Annotated in this window: 22 protein-coding genes and 1 other annotated feature; of the genes, 17 read left to right on the forward strand and 5 right to left on the reverse strand. The window is 39.8% G+C overall.

Annotated features, from left to right (window positions below; translation table 11 throughout):
• Nucleotides 1–54: 54 nt before the first annotated feature.
• Nucleotides 55–516 carry an ArsR/SmtB family transcription factor gene (locus tag FNLLGLLA_RS00340; protein WP_174892129.1) on the reverse strand — a complete coding sequence of 154 codons (462 nt, stop codon included), beginning with the start codon at nt 514–516 and terminating at the stop codon, nt 55–57.
• 388 nt (nt 517–904) lie between these two features.
• Between FNLLGLLA_RS00340 and FNLLGLLA_RS00345 the strand changes: the two genes are divergently transcribed.
• The 14 genes from FNLLGLLA_RS00345 (at nt 905) to FNLLGLLA_RS00410 (ending at nt 13,741) form a co-directional block, all read left to right on the forward strand.
• On the forward strand, nt 905–2,212 hold the full coding sequence (locus tag FNLLGLLA_RS00345; RefSeq protein ID WP_174892130.1) for an FAD-dependent oxidoreductase: 1,308 nt from the start codon (nt 905–907) through the stop codon (nt 2,210–2,212).
• On the forward strand, nt 2,209–2,487 hold the full coding sequence (locus tag FNLLGLLA_RS00350; protein WP_174892131.1) for a ferredoxin family protein: 279 nt from the start codon (nt 2,209–2,211) through the stop codon (nt 2,485–2,487). Before FNLLGLLA_RS00345 ends, FNLLGLLA_RS00350 begins: the two co-directional genes overlap by 4 nt.
• 4 nt (nt 2,488–2,491) lie before the next feature.
• Nucleotides 2,492–3,481, forward strand: coding sequence for an electron transfer flavoprotein subunit beta/FixA family protein (locus tag FNLLGLLA_RS00355; RefSeq protein WP_174892132.1), 990 nt, complete (start codon nt 2,492–2,494; stop codon nt 3,479–3,481).
• Nucleotides 3,481–4,482 carry an electron transfer flavoprotein subunit alpha/FixB family protein gene (locus FNLLGLLA_RS00360; RefSeq protein WP_174892133.1) on the forward strand — a complete coding sequence of 334 codons (1,002 nt, stop codon included), beginning with the start codon at nt 3,481–3,483 and terminating at the stop codon, nt 4,480–4,482. The genes FNLLGLLA_RS00355 and FNLLGLLA_RS00360 overlap by 1 nt, the downstream gene beginning before the upstream one ends.
• 391 nt (nt 4,483–4,873) lie before the next feature.
• The gene (locus FNLLGLLA_RS00365) at nt 4,874–5,632 is read left to right on the forward strand and encodes an SDR family NAD(P)-dependent oxidoreductase (RefSeq protein ID WP_118091136.1); all 759 of its coding nucleotides are present in this window, start codon (nt 4,874–4,876) and stop codon (nt 5,630–5,632) included.
• 112 nt (nt 5,633–5,744) lie between these two features.
• Nucleotides 5,745–6,506 carry an SDR family NAD(P)-dependent oxidoreductase gene (locus tag FNLLGLLA_RS00370; protein ID WP_118091135.1) on the forward strand — a complete coding sequence of 254 codons (762 nt, stop codon included), beginning with the start codon at nt 5,745–5,747 and terminating at the stop codon, nt 6,504–6,506.
• Nucleotides 6,507–6,773: 267 nt separating this feature from the next.
• Nucleotides 6,774–7,361 (forward strand): hypothetical protein, encoded by a 588-nt coding sequence (locus FNLLGLLA_RS00375; RefSeq protein ID WP_118091134.1) that lies wholly within the window; start codon nt 6,774–6,776, stop codon nt 7,359–7,361.
• A gap of 244 nt (nt 7,362–7,605) precedes the next feature.
• Nucleotides 7,606–8,556 (forward strand): ABC transporter permease, encoded by a 951-nt coding sequence (locus FNLLGLLA_RS00380; protein WP_174892134.1) that lies wholly within the window; start codon nt 7,606–7,608, stop codon nt 8,554–8,556.
• Complete coding sequence (locus FNLLGLLA_RS00385; RefSeq protein ID WP_004697655.1) at nt 8,549–9,358, forward strand: ABC transporter permease; 810 nt, start codon at nt 8,549–8,551, stop codon at nt 9,356–9,358. The genes FNLLGLLA_RS00380 and FNLLGLLA_RS00385 overlap by 8 nt, the downstream gene beginning before the upstream one ends.
• A gap of 66 nt (nt 9,359–9,424) precedes the next feature.
• A complete protein-coding gene (locus FNLLGLLA_RS00390) occupies nt 9,425–10,948 on the forward strand; it encodes an ABC transporter substrate-binding protein (protein ID WP_004697952.1) in 1,524 nt (507 codons plus the stop codon).
• Nucleotides 10,941–11,708 carry an ABC transporter ATP-binding protein gene (locus FNLLGLLA_RS00395; protein ID WP_118091133.1) on the forward strand — a complete coding sequence of 256 codons (768 nt, stop codon included), beginning with the start codon at nt 10,941–10,943 and terminating at the stop codon, nt 11,706–11,708. Before FNLLGLLA_RS00390 ends, FNLLGLLA_RS00395 begins: the two co-directional genes overlap by 8 nt.
• 1 nt (nt 11,709) lies before the next feature.
• Nucleotides 11,710–12,450: an ABC transporter ATP-binding protein gene (locus FNLLGLLA_RS00400; protein WP_118091132.1), complete on the forward strand. Its 741-nt coding sequence runs from the start codon at nt 11,710–11,712 to the stop codon at nt 12,448–12,450.
• Nucleotides 12,451–12,654: 204 nt separating this feature from the next.
• Nucleotides 12,655–12,882 (forward strand): hypothetical protein, encoded by a 228-nt coding sequence (locus FNLLGLLA_RS00405; RefSeq protein WP_042986318.1) that lies wholly within the window; start codon nt 12,655–12,657, stop codon nt 12,880–12,882.
• Entirely contained in the window at nt 12,848–13,741 is an 894-nt protein-coding gene (locus tag FNLLGLLA_RS00410) for an LPO_1073/Vpar_1526 family protein (protein ID WP_021147559.1), read from the forward strand. The genes FNLLGLLA_RS00405 and FNLLGLLA_RS00410 overlap by 35 nt, the downstream gene beginning before the upstream one ends.
• An 86-nt stretch (nt 13,742–13,827) precedes the next feature.
• Here FNLLGLLA_RS00410 and FNLLGLLA_RS00415 read toward each other — a convergent pair whose 3' ends face one another.
• The 3 genes from FNLLGLLA_RS00415 to FNLLGLLA_RS00425 all read right to left on the reverse strand — a co-directional run bounded on the left by FNLLGLLA_RS00415 (nt 13,828) and on the right by FNLLGLLA_RS00425 (nt 14,964).
• Nucleotides 13,828–14,175, reverse strand: coding sequence for a hypothetical protein (locus FNLLGLLA_RS00415; protein ID WP_174892135.1), 348 nt, complete (start codon nt 14,173–14,175; stop codon nt 13,828–13,830).
• Between the two features lie 228 nt (nt 14,176–14,403).
• The gene (locus tag FNLLGLLA_RS00420; protein ID WP_021147561.1) at nt 14,404–14,676 is read right to left on the reverse strand and encodes a type II toxin-antitoxin system RelE/ParE family toxin; all 273 of its coding nucleotides are present in this window, start codon (nt 14,674–14,676) and stop codon (nt 14,404–14,406) included.
• A gap of 6 nt (nt 14,677–14,682) precedes the next feature.
• On the reverse strand, nt 14,683–14,964 hold the full coding sequence (locus tag FNLLGLLA_RS00425) for a type II toxin-antitoxin system RelB/DinJ family antitoxin (protein ID WP_004697933.1): 282 nt from the start codon (nt 14,962–14,964) through the stop codon (nt 14,683–14,685).
• Nucleotides 14,965–15,156: 192 nt separating this feature from the next.
• Between FNLLGLLA_RS00425 and FNLLGLLA_RS00430 the strand changes: the two genes are divergently transcribed.
• Both FNLLGLLA_RS00430 and FNLLGLLA_RS00435 read left to right on the forward strand, forming a co-directional pair.
• Nucleotides 15,157–15,786 (forward strand): hypothetical protein, encoded by a 630-nt coding sequence (locus FNLLGLLA_RS00430; RefSeq protein ID WP_118091131.1) that lies wholly within the window; start codon nt 15,157–15,159, stop codon nt 15,784–15,786.
• 116 nt (nt 15,787–15,902) lie between these two features.
• Nucleotides 15,903–16,307: a hypothetical protein gene (locus FNLLGLLA_RS00435; RefSeq protein ID WP_021147563.1), complete on the forward strand. Its 405-nt coding sequence runs from the start codon at nt 15,903–15,905 to the stop codon at nt 16,305–16,307.
• A 133-nt stretch (nt 16,308–16,440) separates the two neighbouring features.
• Here the strand turns inward: FNLLGLLA_RS00435 and FNLLGLLA_RS00440 are convergent, their stop codons facing one another.
• Nucleotides 16,441–16,956 (reverse strand): DUF308 domain-containing protein, encoded by a 516-nt coding sequence (locus FNLLGLLA_RS00440; RefSeq protein ID WP_021147564.1) that lies wholly within the window; start codon nt 16,954–16,956, stop codon nt 16,441–16,443.
• A 156-nt stretch (nt 16,957–17,112) separates the two neighbouring features.
• Nucleotides 17,113–17,316 (forward strand) — a binding site (T-box leader).
• A gap of 154 nt (nt 17,317–17,470) precedes the next feature.
• On the opposite strand from FNLLGLLA_RS00440, the gene FNLLGLLA_RS00445 reads away from it, so the two are divergent.
• Nucleotides 17,471–19,009: a 2-isopropylmalate synthase gene (locus tag FNLLGLLA_RS00445; RefSeq protein WP_077708644.1), complete on the forward strand. Its 1,539-nt coding sequence runs from the start codon at nt 17,471–17,473 to the stop codon at nt 19,007–19,009.
• The last annotated feature ends 1 nt before the right edge of the window (nt 19,010 follow it).

The raw sequence follows: 19,010 nt of genomic DNA on the forward strand, positions 1-19,010 counted from the left end.
CAAAATTATAGCTCTTTTCGTTTTTCCCTAGATATGGTAAGTAGGGAAGGGCTTTTATTTACTTTCTTCATCATGATGCGGTCCCTTAGTACGTATTTCGACTGCCAGTTGCTCGCTAGGTATGGAGCGTTCCTCAGTTGCTGGATATGAAGTGTCTTCTAAGATAACCGTTTCTAATAATTTGTCAATTTCATCAGACTGGATGGATACTTCTTTGTTGTACCATTCGCCAAATTCGTGAATAACCTCTTCGTTGCGACGAAAATAGGTATATTGGTCGATTTTACGCGATTCTACAAGTTCAGCATTTTCTAAAATGCTCATAAATGTAGAAATAGAAGATTGCGATACACCGCAGCGCTTTTGTATACTCTTAACGCTTACACTATATGGAAAGTCGATAAGCGTATTAGCGTGTACTTGTACACCGAATTCTTTCTCTGGGTGTTTTAGCCACAATATAATATCTAACCGATGCGGATTTGATAATGCTTTCAAGATTTTTAACGGGTCCATAGGGCCTCCTCTTAATTAAAAAATAATGAGTTCCCAACCTTGACCGTGGACTTGCATTATGCGGTCGTATTATACGCGTCTTGCTCCGTATAGGGTTTTTGCTACTTTTATCATACGCTACTTTCACCGTGAAAGCTAGACTTACTTATAAATTTCACGAATTGATGAATTTTATTGCACTCATCTAGAACGGAAAGTATACATTAGTATTAATATATAATGAGTATATATACAACCTGTAGAGACTTTTATAATATATTTCTGAAAAATATAGAATATATTCATCTTTCTGTGATAATTTTTAAAGGTATTTTGGTTCTAAATAGAGAAATATATATACTATATGAACTTATGTAAGTCTAAGCTTTCATTTAAAGGAGCTGAGTATATGGCAATTGATCGCAATGAAACATTTGATGTTATCGTTGTTGGCGCAGGGCCAGCGGGTTCTGCGGCAGCATTACGCTTAGCGGAGCAGAGGGTAAAAGTTTTACTTATCGAACGTGGAACCGCACCAGGTGCTAAAAATATGATGGGTGGACGCATCTATACACATTCTTTGGAGCGTCTTGTACCGGACTTTAGAGACCGTGCGCCGTTGGAACGAAAGGTAACAAAAGAGCGCATTTCTATAGGCACAGGTAATGAAATGACTACCATCGAGTATAGTTACGAAGATGGTGAACCTAATGAAGAATCCTACGTAGTATTGCGTGCTAAATTTGATAAATGGCTAGCAGAAGAGGCAGAGAAAAAAGGGGCTCTCCTCGTATCTAATGTACAGGTAACAGAGCTTATTACCGAAGGTGAAGGTAAACATCGCCGCGTAATAGGGGTTCGCTGTCACGATGACGAAGTATATGCAAAATTAGTTGTCATCGCAGAAGGTTCTAATACATTATTATTGGAACAGGCTGGTCTTACAGGCCCTACAGATCCAAAAACAATGGCTGTAGGGGTAAAAGAGGTATATAAACTCAAAAAAGAGGATCTTGAAAATCGCCTTATGCTATCTGGCGATGAGGGGATGGCGTGGCTTACATTGGGCGATATGACCGATGGCCTATTAGGTGGTGGCTTTATTTATACGAATAAAGACAGCCTTTCCGTAGGTATGGTTGTAGGCCTTGAAGATATCGGCAAAGCTACTAAATCGGTAGATGATATGCTGTTAGCTTTCACAAACCATCCAAGAATCGCACCACTATTAAAAAATGGTCAATTGAAGGAACATAGTGCGCATCTCGTGCCAGAAGGCGGATTTAAAGCATTGCCTAAGTTGGGTGGTAATGGGTATGTTATCGTCGGTGATGCAGCGCGCATGTGTATGAACTTGGGGTATACCATTCGTGGGATGGACCTCGCCATCGAATCTGGCATGTGTGCAGCCGATGCAGTTAATGTAGCCTTGCGCGATGAGAACATGGAGCGCGTTGCTAAATTGTATGAACGTCAAATCAAGAATTCTTGGCTATATAAGGACATGAAACTTTATAAAAATATGCCTGCCTTCCTCGCATCCAACCCTCGTATATTCAAAGAGTATCCAGCTCTTGTGAATAATGTGATGCGCGATGTATTCACTGTAAACGGTGATGGGGCAGTGCCAATGATGAAAAAAATGATGAGTAGTGTAAGTGATGTAGGTTTAGTTACCTTGATTCGTGATGCTTGGAAAGGGGTGCGTTCCCTATGAAATTAGAAGAGCGCTTGGGCGCCAATAAATACTATGTAGATGAAACGTCTCCTCATATCATTGTGGATGGCGCTGGCTTTGGTCTGGAAGAGAAAATGAAACTCGTAAATGGCTGTCCTGCTGGTTTATATACATTACAAGAGAATGGCGATTTAGCATTTGATTTCGCAGGTTGCCTTGAATGCGGTACCTGCCGTGTTCTCTGTGGCAAAACCATCGTAAAAACTTGGAAATATCCGCGTAACGCTAAGGGCGTAGAATTTAGACAGGGGTGAGTGTATGGAGTTATTAGTATGTATCAAACAGGTTCCAGATACATCTGAGATTAAGCTGGATCCAGAAACGAATAATCTCATCCGCACAGGTCTGCCTAGTATTGTAAACCCTTATGATATGCATGCGTTAGAGGCAGCTCTTGTGGTAAAAGATCAATATGAAGATAGCCGTGTAACCGTTGTTACTATGGGTCCTCCACAAGCCGAGACGGCACTGCGCGAGTGTTTATCCCTCGGTGCAGATGATGCGGTGCTCATTACAGACCGTGCTTTTGGCGGCGCAGATACATTGGCGACAAGCTATACAATTGCCTCTGCCATTCGTCATATTCAACGTACCATGAATCGCGAGTTCCAAATCATTTTCTGCGGCAAGCAGGCTATCGATGGTGATACGGCTCAGGTAGGGCCTCAAATTGCGGAGGAACTAGGCATGGCGCAAGCTACCTATGCTTGTGAATTATCAGTAGATCAAGCAGCCCAAAAAGCGATTGTAAAACGAGAACATGAAAATGGTTACGAAATTGTGGAAGTTCCATTACCTCTATTGGTAACGGCTACGGCTGAACTCAATGAGCCTCGTCAACCCGGTCTTTGGAGCTCGATTTATGCCAAACGGTATACGATTACGCATATTACATTGCGAGATATGCCGCATATTGATGAAAGCCGTATTGGGCTCAATGGCTCTCCTACACGTGTGCGCAAGGTATACCAACCACCGCTTCGGGGCAAGGTAGAAATGCTTTCATCCGTGGACGAAGGGGCTAAGAAAATTCTTGAATTGGCCTATAATATCAAGCCAGAAAAGTTTTCTCATCTATTAGTGCCCAGCGAAGAACTGGTTGAAGAGCCTGTAGATACCAATGATGAGGGCGTAGATGTAAAAGATCCTGTGCAGCGGGCTGCCTCTGTTGAAAGTGTATCCTCCAGTGAGTTTAAGGTTTTAGCAGCTGTTAAAGGTGAAGAAGGTTCCAAAGGAGGTGATCGATAATGGGAGTGACAAATTTTGATGAATATAGAGACGTCTTTGTCGTAGCGGATATCATCGATGACGTAGTGCATCCGGTTACGTACGAACTTATCGGTCAAGCTCGCCGTATTGCTAAGGAATTGGGTCAACTCGTTCAAGTTATGCTGCTTGGTGAGAATGTTCAATCCGAGGCGGAGGAACTTGTGGCACATGGTGCCGATATTGTTCACGTTTTTGAAAGCCCTCTTTTGAAATACTATACAACAGACGGCTATACAAAGGTTTTGACGGACTTCTTTGAAGATCATAAGCCTAATATTCTTTTGATTGGTGCAACAAATAATGGTCGTGACCTAGCACCTCGTATGTCTGGTCGCATGAAAAACGGCGTCGTAGCTGACTGTACCATTTTGACAGTAGATACTGAGGAAGGCCTTGTAGAATGGACACGCCCTGCCTTGGGGGGAAATATTTTAGCTGAAATTATTTCCCCAAATCATCGCCCACAAATGGGTTCTGTCCGTCCTAATGTATTTAAAAAGCCTGAACGCATTGCAGATAGTTGGGGACGCATTCAAATTGAACCATTCGACCTTAAACCTGAAGATATTCGCATGAAGCGTCTTGACTTCATTCCGTTCAGCAAAGCTGGATACAACATTCAAGAAGCGGATATCATTGTGGCCGGTGGTCGTGGCATGGGGTCTAAAGAAAACTTTGATAAGCTTTACGAACTTGCCGATGCTATCGGCGGCGTTGTAGGTGCTACACGTCCTCTCGTTGAAAAAGGTTGGATTGAATTGCCATACCAAGTAGGCCAAACAGGTAAAACTGTAAGCCCTAAACTATACTTGGCATTCGGTATCTCTGGGGCTATTCAACACGTGAGCGGTATCTCTGGTGCTGACACAATCGTGGCTATCAACAACGATCCAAATGCAGAAATTTTCCAACACGCTAACTATGGGATAGTGGGGGATTGCATGGAAGTTTTAAATGATATGTTGGCGCATTTGAAATAAAAGATGTGCATAAAGTGGCATTAGAATTGTAATACAATAAGGAAAGAGGATACCCTTCCCGAAAGCCTCCAAAGCGAGCTAAGTCGGTTTCAGAAAGGGTATCCTCTTTTTATTATCATATTCCTTAATCCATATGCCACTTTATGTGTTCTTTTAAATACCACCTGCGCCGACATATCATTTTAGAGAGAAGGGAAATGCGCCCAAGGCGGCTTCGAATAGGTATCCCTATTTGGCTTACTGCTGTTGTAGCGCTCAAGTATTAGCGTATTATAAACAAATGCTCCGACATATCATTTTTATTAGTATAGGATGGTGGCTTAGAGTCCATTATATATTAAAGTGGTATAATTAGGGTATAGATATAGTTCGGATTGATAAGGAGGTTTTTATGGCTCGTAATGTTTTTGTTACTGGTGCAACGTCTGGTATTGGTCTTTGTATTGCCGAGGCGTATGCAAAGTATGGTGATAATGTTTTGATTTCTGGACGTCGCTCTGAGGTGTTAGCTGAGGTACAGGCTCGTTTATCTAAGGAGTATGGCGTGCGCGTTGAGACTTTGGTTCTTGATGTGCGTAGTCGTGAGGATGTTGAAAGCAAGGTTTCAGCAGCAATTGAGGCTTTTGGTGGCGTTGATATCCTCGTAAATAACGCAGGTCTTGCACAAGGTTTAGATCCTTTCCAAGATAGTACTGTCGATGATGCAGTGACTATGATCGATACGAATGTGAAAGGTCTTTTATATGTAACAAAAGCTGTACTACCTTATATGATTGGTAAAAATGCAGGCCATATCGTGAATATGGGCTCTACGGCTGGTATTTACGCATATCCAGGTGGCGCTGTTTACTGTGCTACAAAGGCGGCTGTTAAGATGTTGAGCGATGGTATTCGGATGGATACGATTGCTACAGATATTAAGGTCACAACTATTCAACCGGGCATTGTAGAGACTCCATTTAGTGAAGTTCGCTTTCACGGTGATGCGGAAAGAGCTAAAGCTGTCTATGCCGGCATTGATGCGATCCAACCTGAGGATGTGGCGGATGTTGTACTATACGTAACAAACCAACCTAAACGCTTACAAATCTCTGATGTCACAATCATGGCTAACCAACAAGCAGCTGGGTTTATGGTGCATAAGAAATAAGACATCCTATGATTTAATGTGAAGCTGAGTAAAGGTCTCGTATGTTAACTAAGGAGGCAAAGCAAGTGCAATAAAGCCGGATACTCTTATTTATAAAGGAAAGGCATAAAAAATGAAAAAGTATATCGTTGTTACGGGAGCAAGTTCAGGCATAGGAGCAGCTACGGCAAAAGCTTTTGCACGCCGTGGAGAAAATTTGATCGTTATTGCACGTAGAGCAGAATTATTAGAAAATTTGAAAGGCGAGATTGCTAACATTTCGCCTGATTCAGACGTTATTGTAAAACCTTGTGATCTCTCGCGTAGCGAAAACGTTTTAGCGCTTTGGGATGACCTTAAAAGCTATGAGTTAAAGGCACTTATTAATAATGCAGGCTTTGGTGATTTTGGATTCATGGGCAATCATGATATTCAAAAAATGGTAAAAATGATAGATTTAAATGTAACTGCACTTGCGATACTTTCCAGTTTATTCGTGCGAGATTATAAATGTAAACAAACACAGTTGATAAATGTTTCCTCCGTGGGTGGATATTTTTTAGCGCCCGGAGTAGTACCATATTGTGGCACAAAATTTTTTGTAAGTGCCTTCACAGAGGGCTTATATCATGAGCTTGCACAGGATGTAGATGCTAAAATGCAGGCTAAAATCTTAGCGCCTGCTGCTACTAAAAGCGAGTTCTGCGATGTAGCTTCAGGTAAAAGCGGATTTGATTACGATGCTTCATTTGAAAAGTATCATAGCAGTGAACAGACCGCAGATTTTTTGCTCACCCTTTATGATAGCGATGCATGTGTTGGCGAGGTGGATTTAACTAGCTTTGAGTTTAAGCTCAGCGGGCCAAAATTTAATTACCTAGCTGCTGCCAAATAGTAGATAGGGATGGATTATATATAAACATAGATACTCCTGATGAGCGTCTTAGCATCTATTTTGAATATATGTTTGTATAGTAGCTAATATAGAACTCAGGATTTTATATCAAAAATAACTACTTGAAATTCCCTATCATTTAGGGTATAATTATAAAATAAGTTTTGATAAAGAATATTTTGTAAAATATATTTATAAATTATAATATTCTTAATACATGTGTTGTGTTTGTACAGATGTATATGTAAAAGAGCGGAGATTATAATCATGTTGAAGAAATTTGTATTGATGGCTGTTGCTTGTGCTTGTGTAGGTTCTTATACTGTTGCGGGTGCTCAAGGTACTGTTGATGTAAAACCGAATCAACCTAAATCTGTGGTAGCTCAACAAGAAGCGCCAATGGTTGGCATGCCAAGCCCGTTTCATGAGTTTTCTACTGTAGATGAAGCGGCTAAATATATGAATATTACACCTCAAATGCCTAAGGTATTACCTGTAGGTTATAACATTGAATCTGTAAGTACTATTGATAAGGATGTATTGCAAGTGGTTTATGTTTACCAACCTGGTGAAGATGCTACTCGTAATCAGGCTGCAGGCAAACGCATCGTGTATCGCGTATCTAATGAAATAAAAGAAGATATTAGCGGCGATTATAGCGATTTTCGTGTAACAGCTAATGAAAAAGTAAACGGCACAAAGGTTATTTTCAAAGGTGGCAATAAAATGGTATATCTCATAGGTTGGACCAAAGACGGCCAAACTCATGGGATGTACTTTGAACGCCCTGTAACTCGTGACATGGCTAAAGCGATTGTTGCTAATACAGTAGCTCCAAAACAACATACAAAATAATATACAAAATAATATACAAGTCCAGGCCTAATGGGATAGGCATGCGAGTTGTGGTGAAGCACTCGCATGGACACTGTAAGGGTTTTATATAGAACGGCTCCTCATATGAGGGGCCGTTTTTGTTGGTATGCAAAACTTTCATAATGATAATGATTCTAAATACCCATGTGGGTATATCTATCTAAGTATTACATTGATAGAATATAAATATAGCTATTTTGTGATAAAGAAGGCAGGTGATGTATTGTATCGATTAATACTACAGCGTTTGGTGAGTATTGTAGGTATTTTATTTGTTGTTACCATCGGTACATTTGTATTGATAAAATTATCTCCTATTGATCCCGTGTCGATGAAGTTTAATCTTGTAGGGGCTACACCAGATCCAGTTGTAGTTGCACAGATACGAGAGCAGTTAGGTCTCAATGACCCTTGGTGGCAGCAATACCTACGTTGGTTAGGTCAAATTGTACAAGGGGACTTCGGTGAGTCCATTCTGTACGCTTTACCAGTGGCGACCATTCTTGGTGGCGCCTTGCCTAATACCTTGGGGCTAGTATCCTTAGCTCTTGTTATGGGGATAGTGGTGACCATACCGCTCGGTATGTTATCTGCAAAGTATCAAGACTCATGGATTGATCATGGGGTTCGTCTCGTTACATTTCTAGCATTAGCAATCCCTGGGTTCTGGGTCGGTTTATTATTACTGTACTTATTTGGTGTTAAATTACAGCTAGTGTCGATAACGAATACCAATGGCTTTTCTGCCTATGTATTGCCCGCGGTAACCCTTGCTTTATGGATATGTGGTCTCTACATTCGTCGATTGCGCAATGCTATTTTAGAAGTGTCGCGACAGCCCTTTGTACAGGGGGCGCGAGCATTGGGCTTGCCAGAATGGATGGTCTACACCCGTTACATATTCCCTCATGTGGGACTTATGTTGTTGCCTATGATGGGCGTAACCATGGGGGCCATGCTTGGGGGTTCTGCCGTTATTGAAACGGTATTCTCCATTAAAGGAATCGGCTACATGATGGTGCAGGGTATTATGGCTCGCGATTATGTATTGATGCAAGGCTATATCATCTGGATTACCTTGGTGTTCATCGTGATAAATATCATCATTGATGTATTGGGTGTTTGGCTGAATCCGAAGCGAAGAGTCGCTATAAAAGGAGGCTCTTATGAATAGACAAAAGCCCTATACTTTATACGCTATGTTAGTATTAGCAGCTCTGTGGATCGTATTTTTCTTATGTGCTCCCTATATAGCACCCTTTGATCCTGAAACGACGAGTATTGCGGACCGCTTACAAGACATTAGTAGTACCCATCTATTAGGTACTGACCAACTCGGTCGTGATGTGTGGTCTCGTATTCTGTACGGTGGTAAAGCCTCTTTAGGGATTGCTTTCACCATCATTGGCATTAGTGGGGCCATCGGTATCGCTATTGGTGGGTTAGCAGGATTCTCTACACCTAGCATTGACCGTTGGTTATCTCGCTTGATTGATTTGGTACTAGGGTTCCCGAACATGGTGATTGCCATTGCTTTCATCGGTATTATGGGACCTAGCATAACGAATGTAATCATTTCCTTGTGCATTACGAAATGGGCGGAATATGCCCGTATCACTAGAGGCCTCGTACAGATTGAACGCTACGCGGAGTACATTACCTTTGCTCGTATGTCAGGTGCTTCAAATCTACGAATTCTGTGGCGCTATATTCTGCCGAATGTATTGCCACCGTTGGTGATCGTTATTATTCAACATTTAGGGGACGCCATCATTTTGGTAGCCAGTTTTTCGCTCATCGGCATCGGTGTACAACCGCCGGATCCGGAGTGGGGCGCTATCTTGTTGAGCTCCCGAGATTTTCTACAAACGGCACCGTGGCTGCTAATTTATCCGGGGCTCGCTATTTTTATTACCGTTGTTTTATTTAACTATATTGGTGATGCGTTGCGCGATGCCCTTGATGTATCTCGTTAACCGTGCTGTGTATAGATTTTTTATGGTGAAAGCCTCGACGAGGCAATGTATTTTAAAGGAGATATTATGAAACGTTGGTTGTTAGCATGTTTGTCCATGCTATGCATGGTAGCTCTCTTGGTTGGCTGTGGCAATGATACTGCTAAAGATGGCAAACAAGGGAAGCATATGAATGTTGGTTTGTATTGGTTTGGTGAAACATTAGACCCAACTCACGAATGGGATGCGTGGACATTGACTCGTATCGGTGCAGGTGAAACCTTAGCCGTTGTAACACCGGATATGAAATTTGCCCCACAATTGGCAGATTCTTGGGAAAATGTAGACCCTACAACATGGAAATTCCACATCCGTGAAAACGTAAAATTCCACAATGGTACTCCGATGACACCTCAAAAGGTAAAAGAGTCCATTGAGTATACGATGAAACAAAGTGCTCGTTCCGCTAAAGCTGTTAAAATCGAGTCCATCACAGTAGATGGTCAAAACTTGATTATTAAGACTACAGAGCCTAATGGTTCCTTGTTATCTAGCTTGACTGAACCTGCTTTTGTTATCATGGATACTGCAGATCTTAAAGATGTAGCATCTAAACCAGTTCTTACAGGCCCTTATAAAATCACTGCTTTCAAAAAAGGTGAAACAATTGAACTTGCAGCCTTCGCAGATTACTGGGGTGGCAAACCAGGTCTTGATACTGTAACTGTAAAAGACATCGAAGACAATAACAAACGCGCTATGGCGTTGCAATCTAAAGACGTAGACGTAATTCAAAAAGTGGACTCTGCTAACCGCAGCTTGTTCAAAGACGGTTTTAATATTCAAGACGTTGCTGGCGTTCGTGTGTTTATGTTGAAAGCAAACCACACAGAAGCATCTCCATTGCATGATAAAGCTGTGCGTTCCGCTATTGCTCATATCATTAACTATGATTCCATGGCTAAAATCATCGGCAATGGCTCTACACCAGGGGCAGCACCATTCCCTCCATCTGCCAATTTAGGTTATGATGCGATTGCTAATAAACCGATGACAGATGTAGCAAAAGCTGACCAAATCTTGACTCAAGCTGGTTACGCTAAGAATGCAAACGGCATGTATGCAAAAGATGGCAAAGAATTAGCGATTACTATTGCTATTTGGGGTAAAGACACAAGCTTATACGAAGAAATTCAACAAGAATTGAAAAAAGCAGGTATTGCTGTAACTCTTAAGAAATTACAAAGCCCTGATGAAGTAGATACACTTGGTACAGATGGTTTTGATTTAGTAGAACGCAATGTAGTGACTATGTCTACAAACGATCCTTACTGGTTCCTCAGCTTATTCTACAAAACTGGTGCGAAAGCAAACGTTGGTGGCTACTCTAACCCTCAAGTAGATGCGTTAATCGACCAATTGTCAGTAACATTTGATCAAAACGAACGCTCTAATATTGCAAAACAAGCACAACAAATCTTAGTTGATGACGTAGCAGATATCTATTTGTTGTATCCAAGTGCAACAGTTGTATCTACTACAAAAGTTAAAAATGTACCGGTACATCCAATCGATTACTACTTATTAACAAAGGATTCTACTATTGAATAAATCTGATTGTATCGTATTTGATAAGGTTACAATTTCATATGGTGCGGAGCAAGCGGTACGCGATGTATCCTTCTCCGTGCCCAATGGTGAGGTCTTTGCCATCGTTGGTGAAAGCGGCTCTGGTAAATCTACGTTAGTTCGTGCCGCCTTTGGCATGTTAAAACAAGCTAGCATTAGCGGCCAAATTTTGCTAAATGGCACCGATGTTTCTACATTGAGTGATGGTGATTGGCGACAATTGCGGGGCGCGAAGATTTCTATGATCTTTCAAAATCCCAGCGCCTATCTAAATCCAAATCGCACCGTAGAAAATCACTTCAAAGATTTATTCCGTGCTCATGGTGAAAGCTATGATGTAAGCCGCGTTATAGATATGCTTAATCTTGTTCACTTAACTGACGGAGAGCGTATCTTGCAGTCCTATCCGTTTCAATTGAGCGGTGGTATGCAACAACGGTTAGCAATAGCCTTGAGCCTCATCTTGAAGCCTGGTATCGTATTTGCTGACGAACCGACTAGTGCCTTAGATATGCTGGTGCAAGCCTCTGTATTGGATCTTATGAAAGAGGTAACGCAGGCTCTTGGGGCAACGGTGATTATTGTAACTCATAATATCAAGGCGGCCGCGCGCATTGCCAATAGCATCGGTGTTATGAATAAGGGGCAACTCGTTGAAGTGGGATCCACCGAAGAGGTCATGGCCCATCCAAAGGATGAGTATACTCGCATCTTGTTAGATTCCGTAATGAAAGTGGTGTAGTATGATTCAAGTTGAGCATTTATGTAAACAATATACAAACCACCATCATACGGTTCGTGCTGTTGATGATGTATCTTTTTCTGTAGTGGAGAATGAACGGGTAGGTATTGCTGGTGGTAGTGGTTCTGGTAAAAGCACGCTGCTTAGGCTGATTGCTATGCTAGAAAAACCTACATCTGGCACCTTGCGACTCTTTGGTGAGGAAATCCATTCCATTCAAAATCATACAGAAATATATCGCTCTATGCAGATGATGTTCCAAAATCCCTTGGCGGTGATTCCACCGAGAATGAACTTAGAAGCATTTCTCTTAGAGCCGTATATCAACTATGAGCTTATGGATATAGCGGCAGCAAAGGACGATATCCGTAAGTGGATTCAACATGTAGACCTACCTGAAACGATCGTTAACAAATACCCGCATGAGGTCAGCGGCGGTCAATTGCAACGCGTTGTATTAGCACGAATAATGTTGATGAATCCAAAACTAGTACTCTTTGATGAACCTACATCAGCCCTTGATGCAGTGAATCAAAAACTGGTGCTAGACCTATTACAAAAACTCCATACGGAACAACCCTTCGGCTACGTATTCGTCAGCCATGACATCGGACTATTACAAGCCGTAACAGACCGAATCATCGTCATGAAAGACGGACAAATCGTAGAAACCATCGAATCAAAACGATTAAAAGAAGCGGTACATCCATATACACAAGCACTCGTGGAAGCGAGTGAGTAAAAAGCAAAGAGCCCCTGTTTGAAACAGGGGCCTTTTGCTATATATTTATTATTTAAGTACGTAAGTGTTTGGAGGTATCCAGCAATAATTATGATTATCATAAGTATAATTTTTATAAATTAAATTAATAATACTTATATATGCAGGAGATTTTGTTAAATTGAAGAAATATATAAGTAGTGAGTTAGTTGGAGGAAAATTAACATGGATTTTAATTCGATACTAGATTTCATTAAGGAGAATTCTTGGGTTTTAGGAAGTGGAGGGGTAGTTGGATTAATTGTATTAATAAAATCTATTTTTGGTAAATCTGCAAATGTATCGCAAAAGATAAGAGCAGGAAAAAATTCAATTAATATTCAGTCAAATAATGATGTGAATTTGGGGGACATTAATAATGTTAGAGAAACAAAGGATAGAAACAGGGGATAATTCAACTACAGTTATGGCTGGAAGAGACGTTAATCATTTTAATAATGGGATAACATACATGGAGGCAAAAGCAATATGTAATGATTTGTTTCAGTTAAATTTTTATAAATTGAAGGAAGCCGCAGAAGCTATTGCAACTAAAAGAGCTGAAGAACTTATAAATGGATTTCTTCAAAAGTTAGCGGAGAGAGGACTTATAAAGCCTGAAGTCTTTCAAGACCCTGATATGCAATATACATTGGTAAATGCGCAAATTGCGTATGCAAAGTCGGGTGATAAAGATGTTGAAGATTTGCTAATAACACTTTTAATAGAACGAGTCAATCAGCATGAAGATGACCTAAGTAAAATTATATTAAATGAATCCTTAAATGTAATTAATTTATTAACTAAAGAACATTTAAATATATTGGCTGCTATTTTCTTTATGCGATATGTTAAAAATCACGCAGTTAATAGATATGAAATCATAGATTATTTTAACATTGTTTTAGAGTTTATAAAAAAATGTACTAATACTAATACTGAAATCGTATTTGATCATTTAGCTTATAGTAGATGTATTACTCCAACTAATGCGTTTATGCATCCCGCTTTTGCTACGTTTGAACCTTATATGGAGGTATGTTTTGGTGTTGGAATTTCTAATGATCCAAATGATATGAATGAATTACTTAATACAGAGCCCTGTTTTAGAGAAATAATTAAATTATGGGATAACTCATATCTATCTAAAGCAGTACTTACGAGTGTTGGTAAAGCGATTGCAATAACTTATATAAGAAGTCAGAATATTTTGTTACCATATGAGACTTGGCTTAGTTGTAATTCTTCTAATAGTGAGTCCAGTATAGATTAGTTACATATGCTTATTTAATATGATAAAAAAGTGGTTGCCAGCAATACGTCGGTAACCACTTAATAGTTAATTTGAAATATATAGGTTTATTCAATTCTCGCTTTCAAATCAATTATATTTTTAGCAGCTACGCAACCAGGGCAGTCGCAGAATTCAGCGCCTTTTGCTTTAATGTCTTTAGCATGTTGTAATAGGTTAGCTGCGCCTTCTTCGCCAAGGATTTGTGTAGCTAATTCAGAGCCTGCAAAGCCGATTGTTTCATCGATGAGTGCAATGTTTTGCTCTGCTAATGGTACGAGTTGTTTTGTAAGCTCTTCTTGCTCAGGTTTGCCTTCTGCGTTGATCCAAGATTGAGCAAATTCTTTTACTGTAGGGTTGCTTGTAGGTGCATCTAATAAAGCTTGCACGAGTTGTGTTAATTGTGTATGTGTCATGATGATCTCCTTTTATAAACTACTAACTATAGTTTTGGAAAAGTGCATTTAGTATCATATGAGCACCTGTTCCTTTTGTTGAGTACATTATAGCATCTACAGTAATTTTGAATAGTAGAATAATTTACGATAGATACTATCAAATGTGATAGATTTATGATGATAGCTGTTTTAAATTTTTTGGGGAAATAGAATAGAGGAATGCTTTCGCATTCCTCTTTAACTTGGTTAGAATAAATCTGAGTGACTGCCTGTGCGAGTTAAAGATAATACTAACATATCATCTTTAATTGCATAAATTAGAAGCCAATCTGGCTCGATGTGTAATTCTCTAAAGCCTTCGTAGTTTCCTGTTAATGGATGATCTTTATAACTAGGATCTAATAGCGTTTGATTCTGTAATTTAGTGATGATTGAATAGAGTTTATTGAGATCTTTACCGCGTTTCTTGGAGCGCTTTAGGTCCTTTTTGAACTTACTGCTAAGCACTAATCTCAACATAACTGATTACTCCAATCCTAAATCCTCAATCATTTCTTTTACATTAGCATATGATTTTGCTTTTACTTTTCCTGCTAATATATCTTTCGTTTCTTGAATAGCAGCTTCTGTTTCTGCATTATAACGAGGTTGTTTAGGTTGAAATGGAAATCCACCTTCCATTAGTGATGTGTGGAGAAAAATATTAATCGCATCAGTTACTGATATGCCAAAGCTAGCATATAATGCTTCTAATTGTGCTTTTACAGCTGGCTCGATACGCAAACTGATAGAGGCTGTTTTAGCCATAGTATCACCTCCTGTTACTTATATTGTAATGCAAATAATTTATATTCGCAATTAAATGATTGCATTTTGCAATCAAAATGCTTTTCTTTTTCTGTAGAGAAAATCCTTATAAATATAAGAATATAAAAATATTAGAATTTTAAGTGATATAATTTACTTAATAAATGTAGTTTGTTTACAGGGGAATGTATCATGAAAAAGATTGTGTGTGCATTGTCTGCATTAGCTTTCATAGGTTCCATCAATGTTGCATCCGCAGATGACTTGATGCGGTTCCGTCTTAATGGTAATTCTATTTATAATCAGCCTTATGGTGATCGAAATGAGTTTCCTTGTCCAGATAGACTTGGAAGTTGCACTATGACTGATGAGGATTATAGAAGCACTCGTAAAGGTCAATCGCTAGAGGTGTTTGATACTCTATATGAGGCTAAACAGCATTTGAACTTTAAACCGCATTTGCCAAGTGGATTAGGGGGATTATGTCCTGTACATGTATCTATTGTGGATCACGATGTATTACAAGTCGTGCATGCCTATCATGAGCTTTTAAAAGGGAGATATTTTGATCGTGTAGATGATATGCCGAAATATATTAAGTATCGTGTATCGACTCTATCAGGTAATATCGCAGGCGATTATAAGGATTACTTACCTCAAAAAACAGATGTTGTAAATGGGATGACGGTAACCTATCGAATGGTGGATGATGCTGTGTATTTGGCATCTTGGGAATATGAGGGACAGAATCACGTGTTTTTGTTTAATGAGCCAGTTTCTGTTGAGCGAGCTAGAGAAATGATTAAGCGTGTAGAATATTGAAAAAATACTTTAAGTGTAGTATATTCTAGATAGCCAATTGATAGTTGTGCAATTAACTACGAAGTCCCTCAGAGTTGTAGCTCTGGGGGATTTTTTTAGATAGTGGAGATAAACTAATGAAAGCAGAAAATTACAAGATTTCAAAGCTATCATATATAGAAAATGGTAGTAATGAAATTATGGAAAGGTACCAAATACACACGAAATATGAAACGGAACCGCCTCATGGAGATGCTATATATTCTATTTCTATAAAGGGCAAAGTATTGCCATTTTGGATTTATGGTAGAGATGTTACTTTCATAGGTAGTATGGTTATGGTAGAGTCTGTAAGATGCAAAACATGGAATCCCATAGAATCCATCATTATTGATTTAGAGAATGAAGTGTATGCTAGTTTAAAGGGATGGTATACAGATATTTCATTTGTTAATAATCGAATAGAGCTTACTAATCAAGTTGTAAAAGTGGATAAACGAATTCTAAAAAATTTTGTGAATTTAGAGTGGATACGCTTTTAAGATTGATTGCCTAGAGGTATGCTTTTGGATAGATATTTTCAAATAAAATAGCTGTCACAAATACGAAATAGACATCGTAATTTATGACAGCTGCTTTGGCAGTACATGGTCAATCTAACAGTGTATTGTTATTTTATTTTCTGAAAGCCTCACCGATGGAATAAATCCCGTCAAATAAGAAGCCGAAAGCGATGCAATAGATAAATGCTTCACCAAAAGCGATCGGCTCGAATATAAGTAATAGGCCTAATAGTAAAAGAATTAGTGCAAGCCATTTTGCATTACGTCCCATGAGTGATACCATGCTGTCGGACTTTCTTGATTTAATGAAAATAAAGATGGCTTCAAATACCATCCAGATGCCGATTGTGATCGGGAATACTAACGGTAGGAATGCAAATCCGCCGCATACGAGAAAGATACCGAATAGAGCATTGATAATGCCGCTGATGAGATACCAGCCGCTACGTAATTCAGCCGGTAACATAAAATAATTTATAATGGAGCTGACCGCATTGACGAAAAAGATAATAGAAAAAAGCCAGGCAAAAGCCATGAGATTAATAACGGGGTTTAATAGTAAGAATATCCCCAGGATAATGCTTACAATACCCGATACAATAAAGAAGAATTTGCTTGAACCACTCATAATAATTCCTCCAATCATTGGTACTGCCTATTTTCAGTATGCGTGAAATCATGGGGAATGTCAAATTGTAACGATAAAACTGTGCTTTCACAAAACTCACATGTCCATCCTGTTGACACAGTTCTATAGAATGCCGTATAATACTTTTATATCTTAAATCAAGCGATGAACGGGTATAAAGGTTTACAAATCCTGCTTTCAGAGAGTTGCCGGCTGGTGCGAGGCAATAGAGGTTGTACGCTGACACTCTCCCGTGAGCTTTGATGGCGAATACAGCAGTAGTCATTGACGGTGGTTCCGTTATACCCGAAACGAGTCCCAATTAGGGTGGTACCGTGTTATGAATATAACGCCCCTTTGAGCAACGACAGTTGTTCTGAGGGGCTTTTTTATTTGTGAAAGTCTAGTAAGTCACAGATTATATATGGTGTCGACATTGGCGATTTTACAAACTTTCACTATGGATAGATATAATAAAGTGTTATGTTTTATGAGGATAGAAAAGGTGGCTATTATGGAACAGAATCGCGTATATTTCTTTGATACAACCCTTCGTGATGGGGAACAAACACCAGGTGTATCTTTACAAACTCCTGAAAAAATTGAAATTGCGAAAGGCCTAGTACGTCTCGGCATTGACGTTATTGAGGCCGGTTTCCCGGCGGCATCCCCTGGAGATTTTGAAGCGGTACAAACGATTGCACGCGAAGTCAAAGGTGCAACAATTTGTGCGTTGGCTCGTGCTAATGAAAAGGACGTACAAAAAGCGATTGATGCGTTGAAAGATGCGGAACGTAGCCGTTTACATGTATTCATTGCTATTTCCGAACTTCATATGGAATATAAATTAAAAATGACTCGCCAAGAGGTATTGGATAAGGTTAAATCCGTGTTGGCATATGCAAAAGGTAAGGTTGATGAAATCGAGTTCTCTGGTGAAGACGCGGCACGCGCTGATTTAGATTTCGCATGCCAAGTATTTGGTGTTGCAATTGCTGGTGGCGCTACAATTATTAACGTACCAGATACAGTAGGTTATATGAACCCTAATGAGTTCGGTGATAAAATCCGCTACATTAAAGAACATACATCAGGAATTGAAAATGCAATTATCTCTGTTCACTGCCATGACGACTTAGGCCTTGCCAATGCGAATACGTTAGCCGCTATTAAAGCAGGTGCACGCCAAGTAGAAGGCACAATTAATGGTCTGGGTGAACGGGCTGGTAACGTAGCGATTGAAGAAGTGGTAATGGCTCTTAAAACACGCCATGATTATTTTGATGACCTTCAAGTGAACATCGATACAAAACAATTTACGAAAGCATCTAAACTTGTGAGCCGTTTAACAGGGGTTGTAGTTCCTCCAAATAAACCAATCGTGGGTTCTAACGCCTTTGCTCATGAGTCTGGTATTCATCAACATGGCATGATGAGCAATCCTGAAACGTATGAAATCATGACTCCTGAGTCCGTAGGGGCTGAAAAAACAGACCTCGTATTGGGCAAACACTCCGGTCGTCATGCCTTTGCGGATCACTTGGCAAAACTTGGGTTCCAATCTTTTGCTGAGGAAAAAATCAACGATCTTTTCGCTAAGTTTAAAGAGTTAGCAGACCGCAAAAAACAAGTATACGATGATGATATCGTAGCCCTTGTTGTAGATAATCTTCACCACAAAAAAGCGTTCGAGCTCGTGGCTCAATATTACAAATTGGGTGAAAAAGGCTACGCATACGCTGACGTTCGTCTCATGACTCCAGATGGTGAAAGAGCGGATGCTGCCGTTGGTGATGGTCCAGTAGACGCATCCCTTAAAGCGGTTGAACGTGTTGTTGGCTTGCCAATCAGCTTAAAAGACTACCAAATCCGTGCTATCACAGCCGGTAAAGATGCCCTTGGGGAAGCAACCCTCAAGGTAGAATATAACGGTCGCTTGTACCATGGTCGTGGTATCAGCACAGATATCGTTAAATCAAGTGTAAATGCATATATTAATGCAGTAAACTCAGTATTCCTAGCTATGGAGCTAGAACAACAGGAGGAAGAATAAT

This window comes from Veillonella parvula, assembly GCF_902810435.1.
GTDB lineage: Bacteria > Bacillota > Negativicutes > Veillonellales > Veillonellaceae > Veillonella.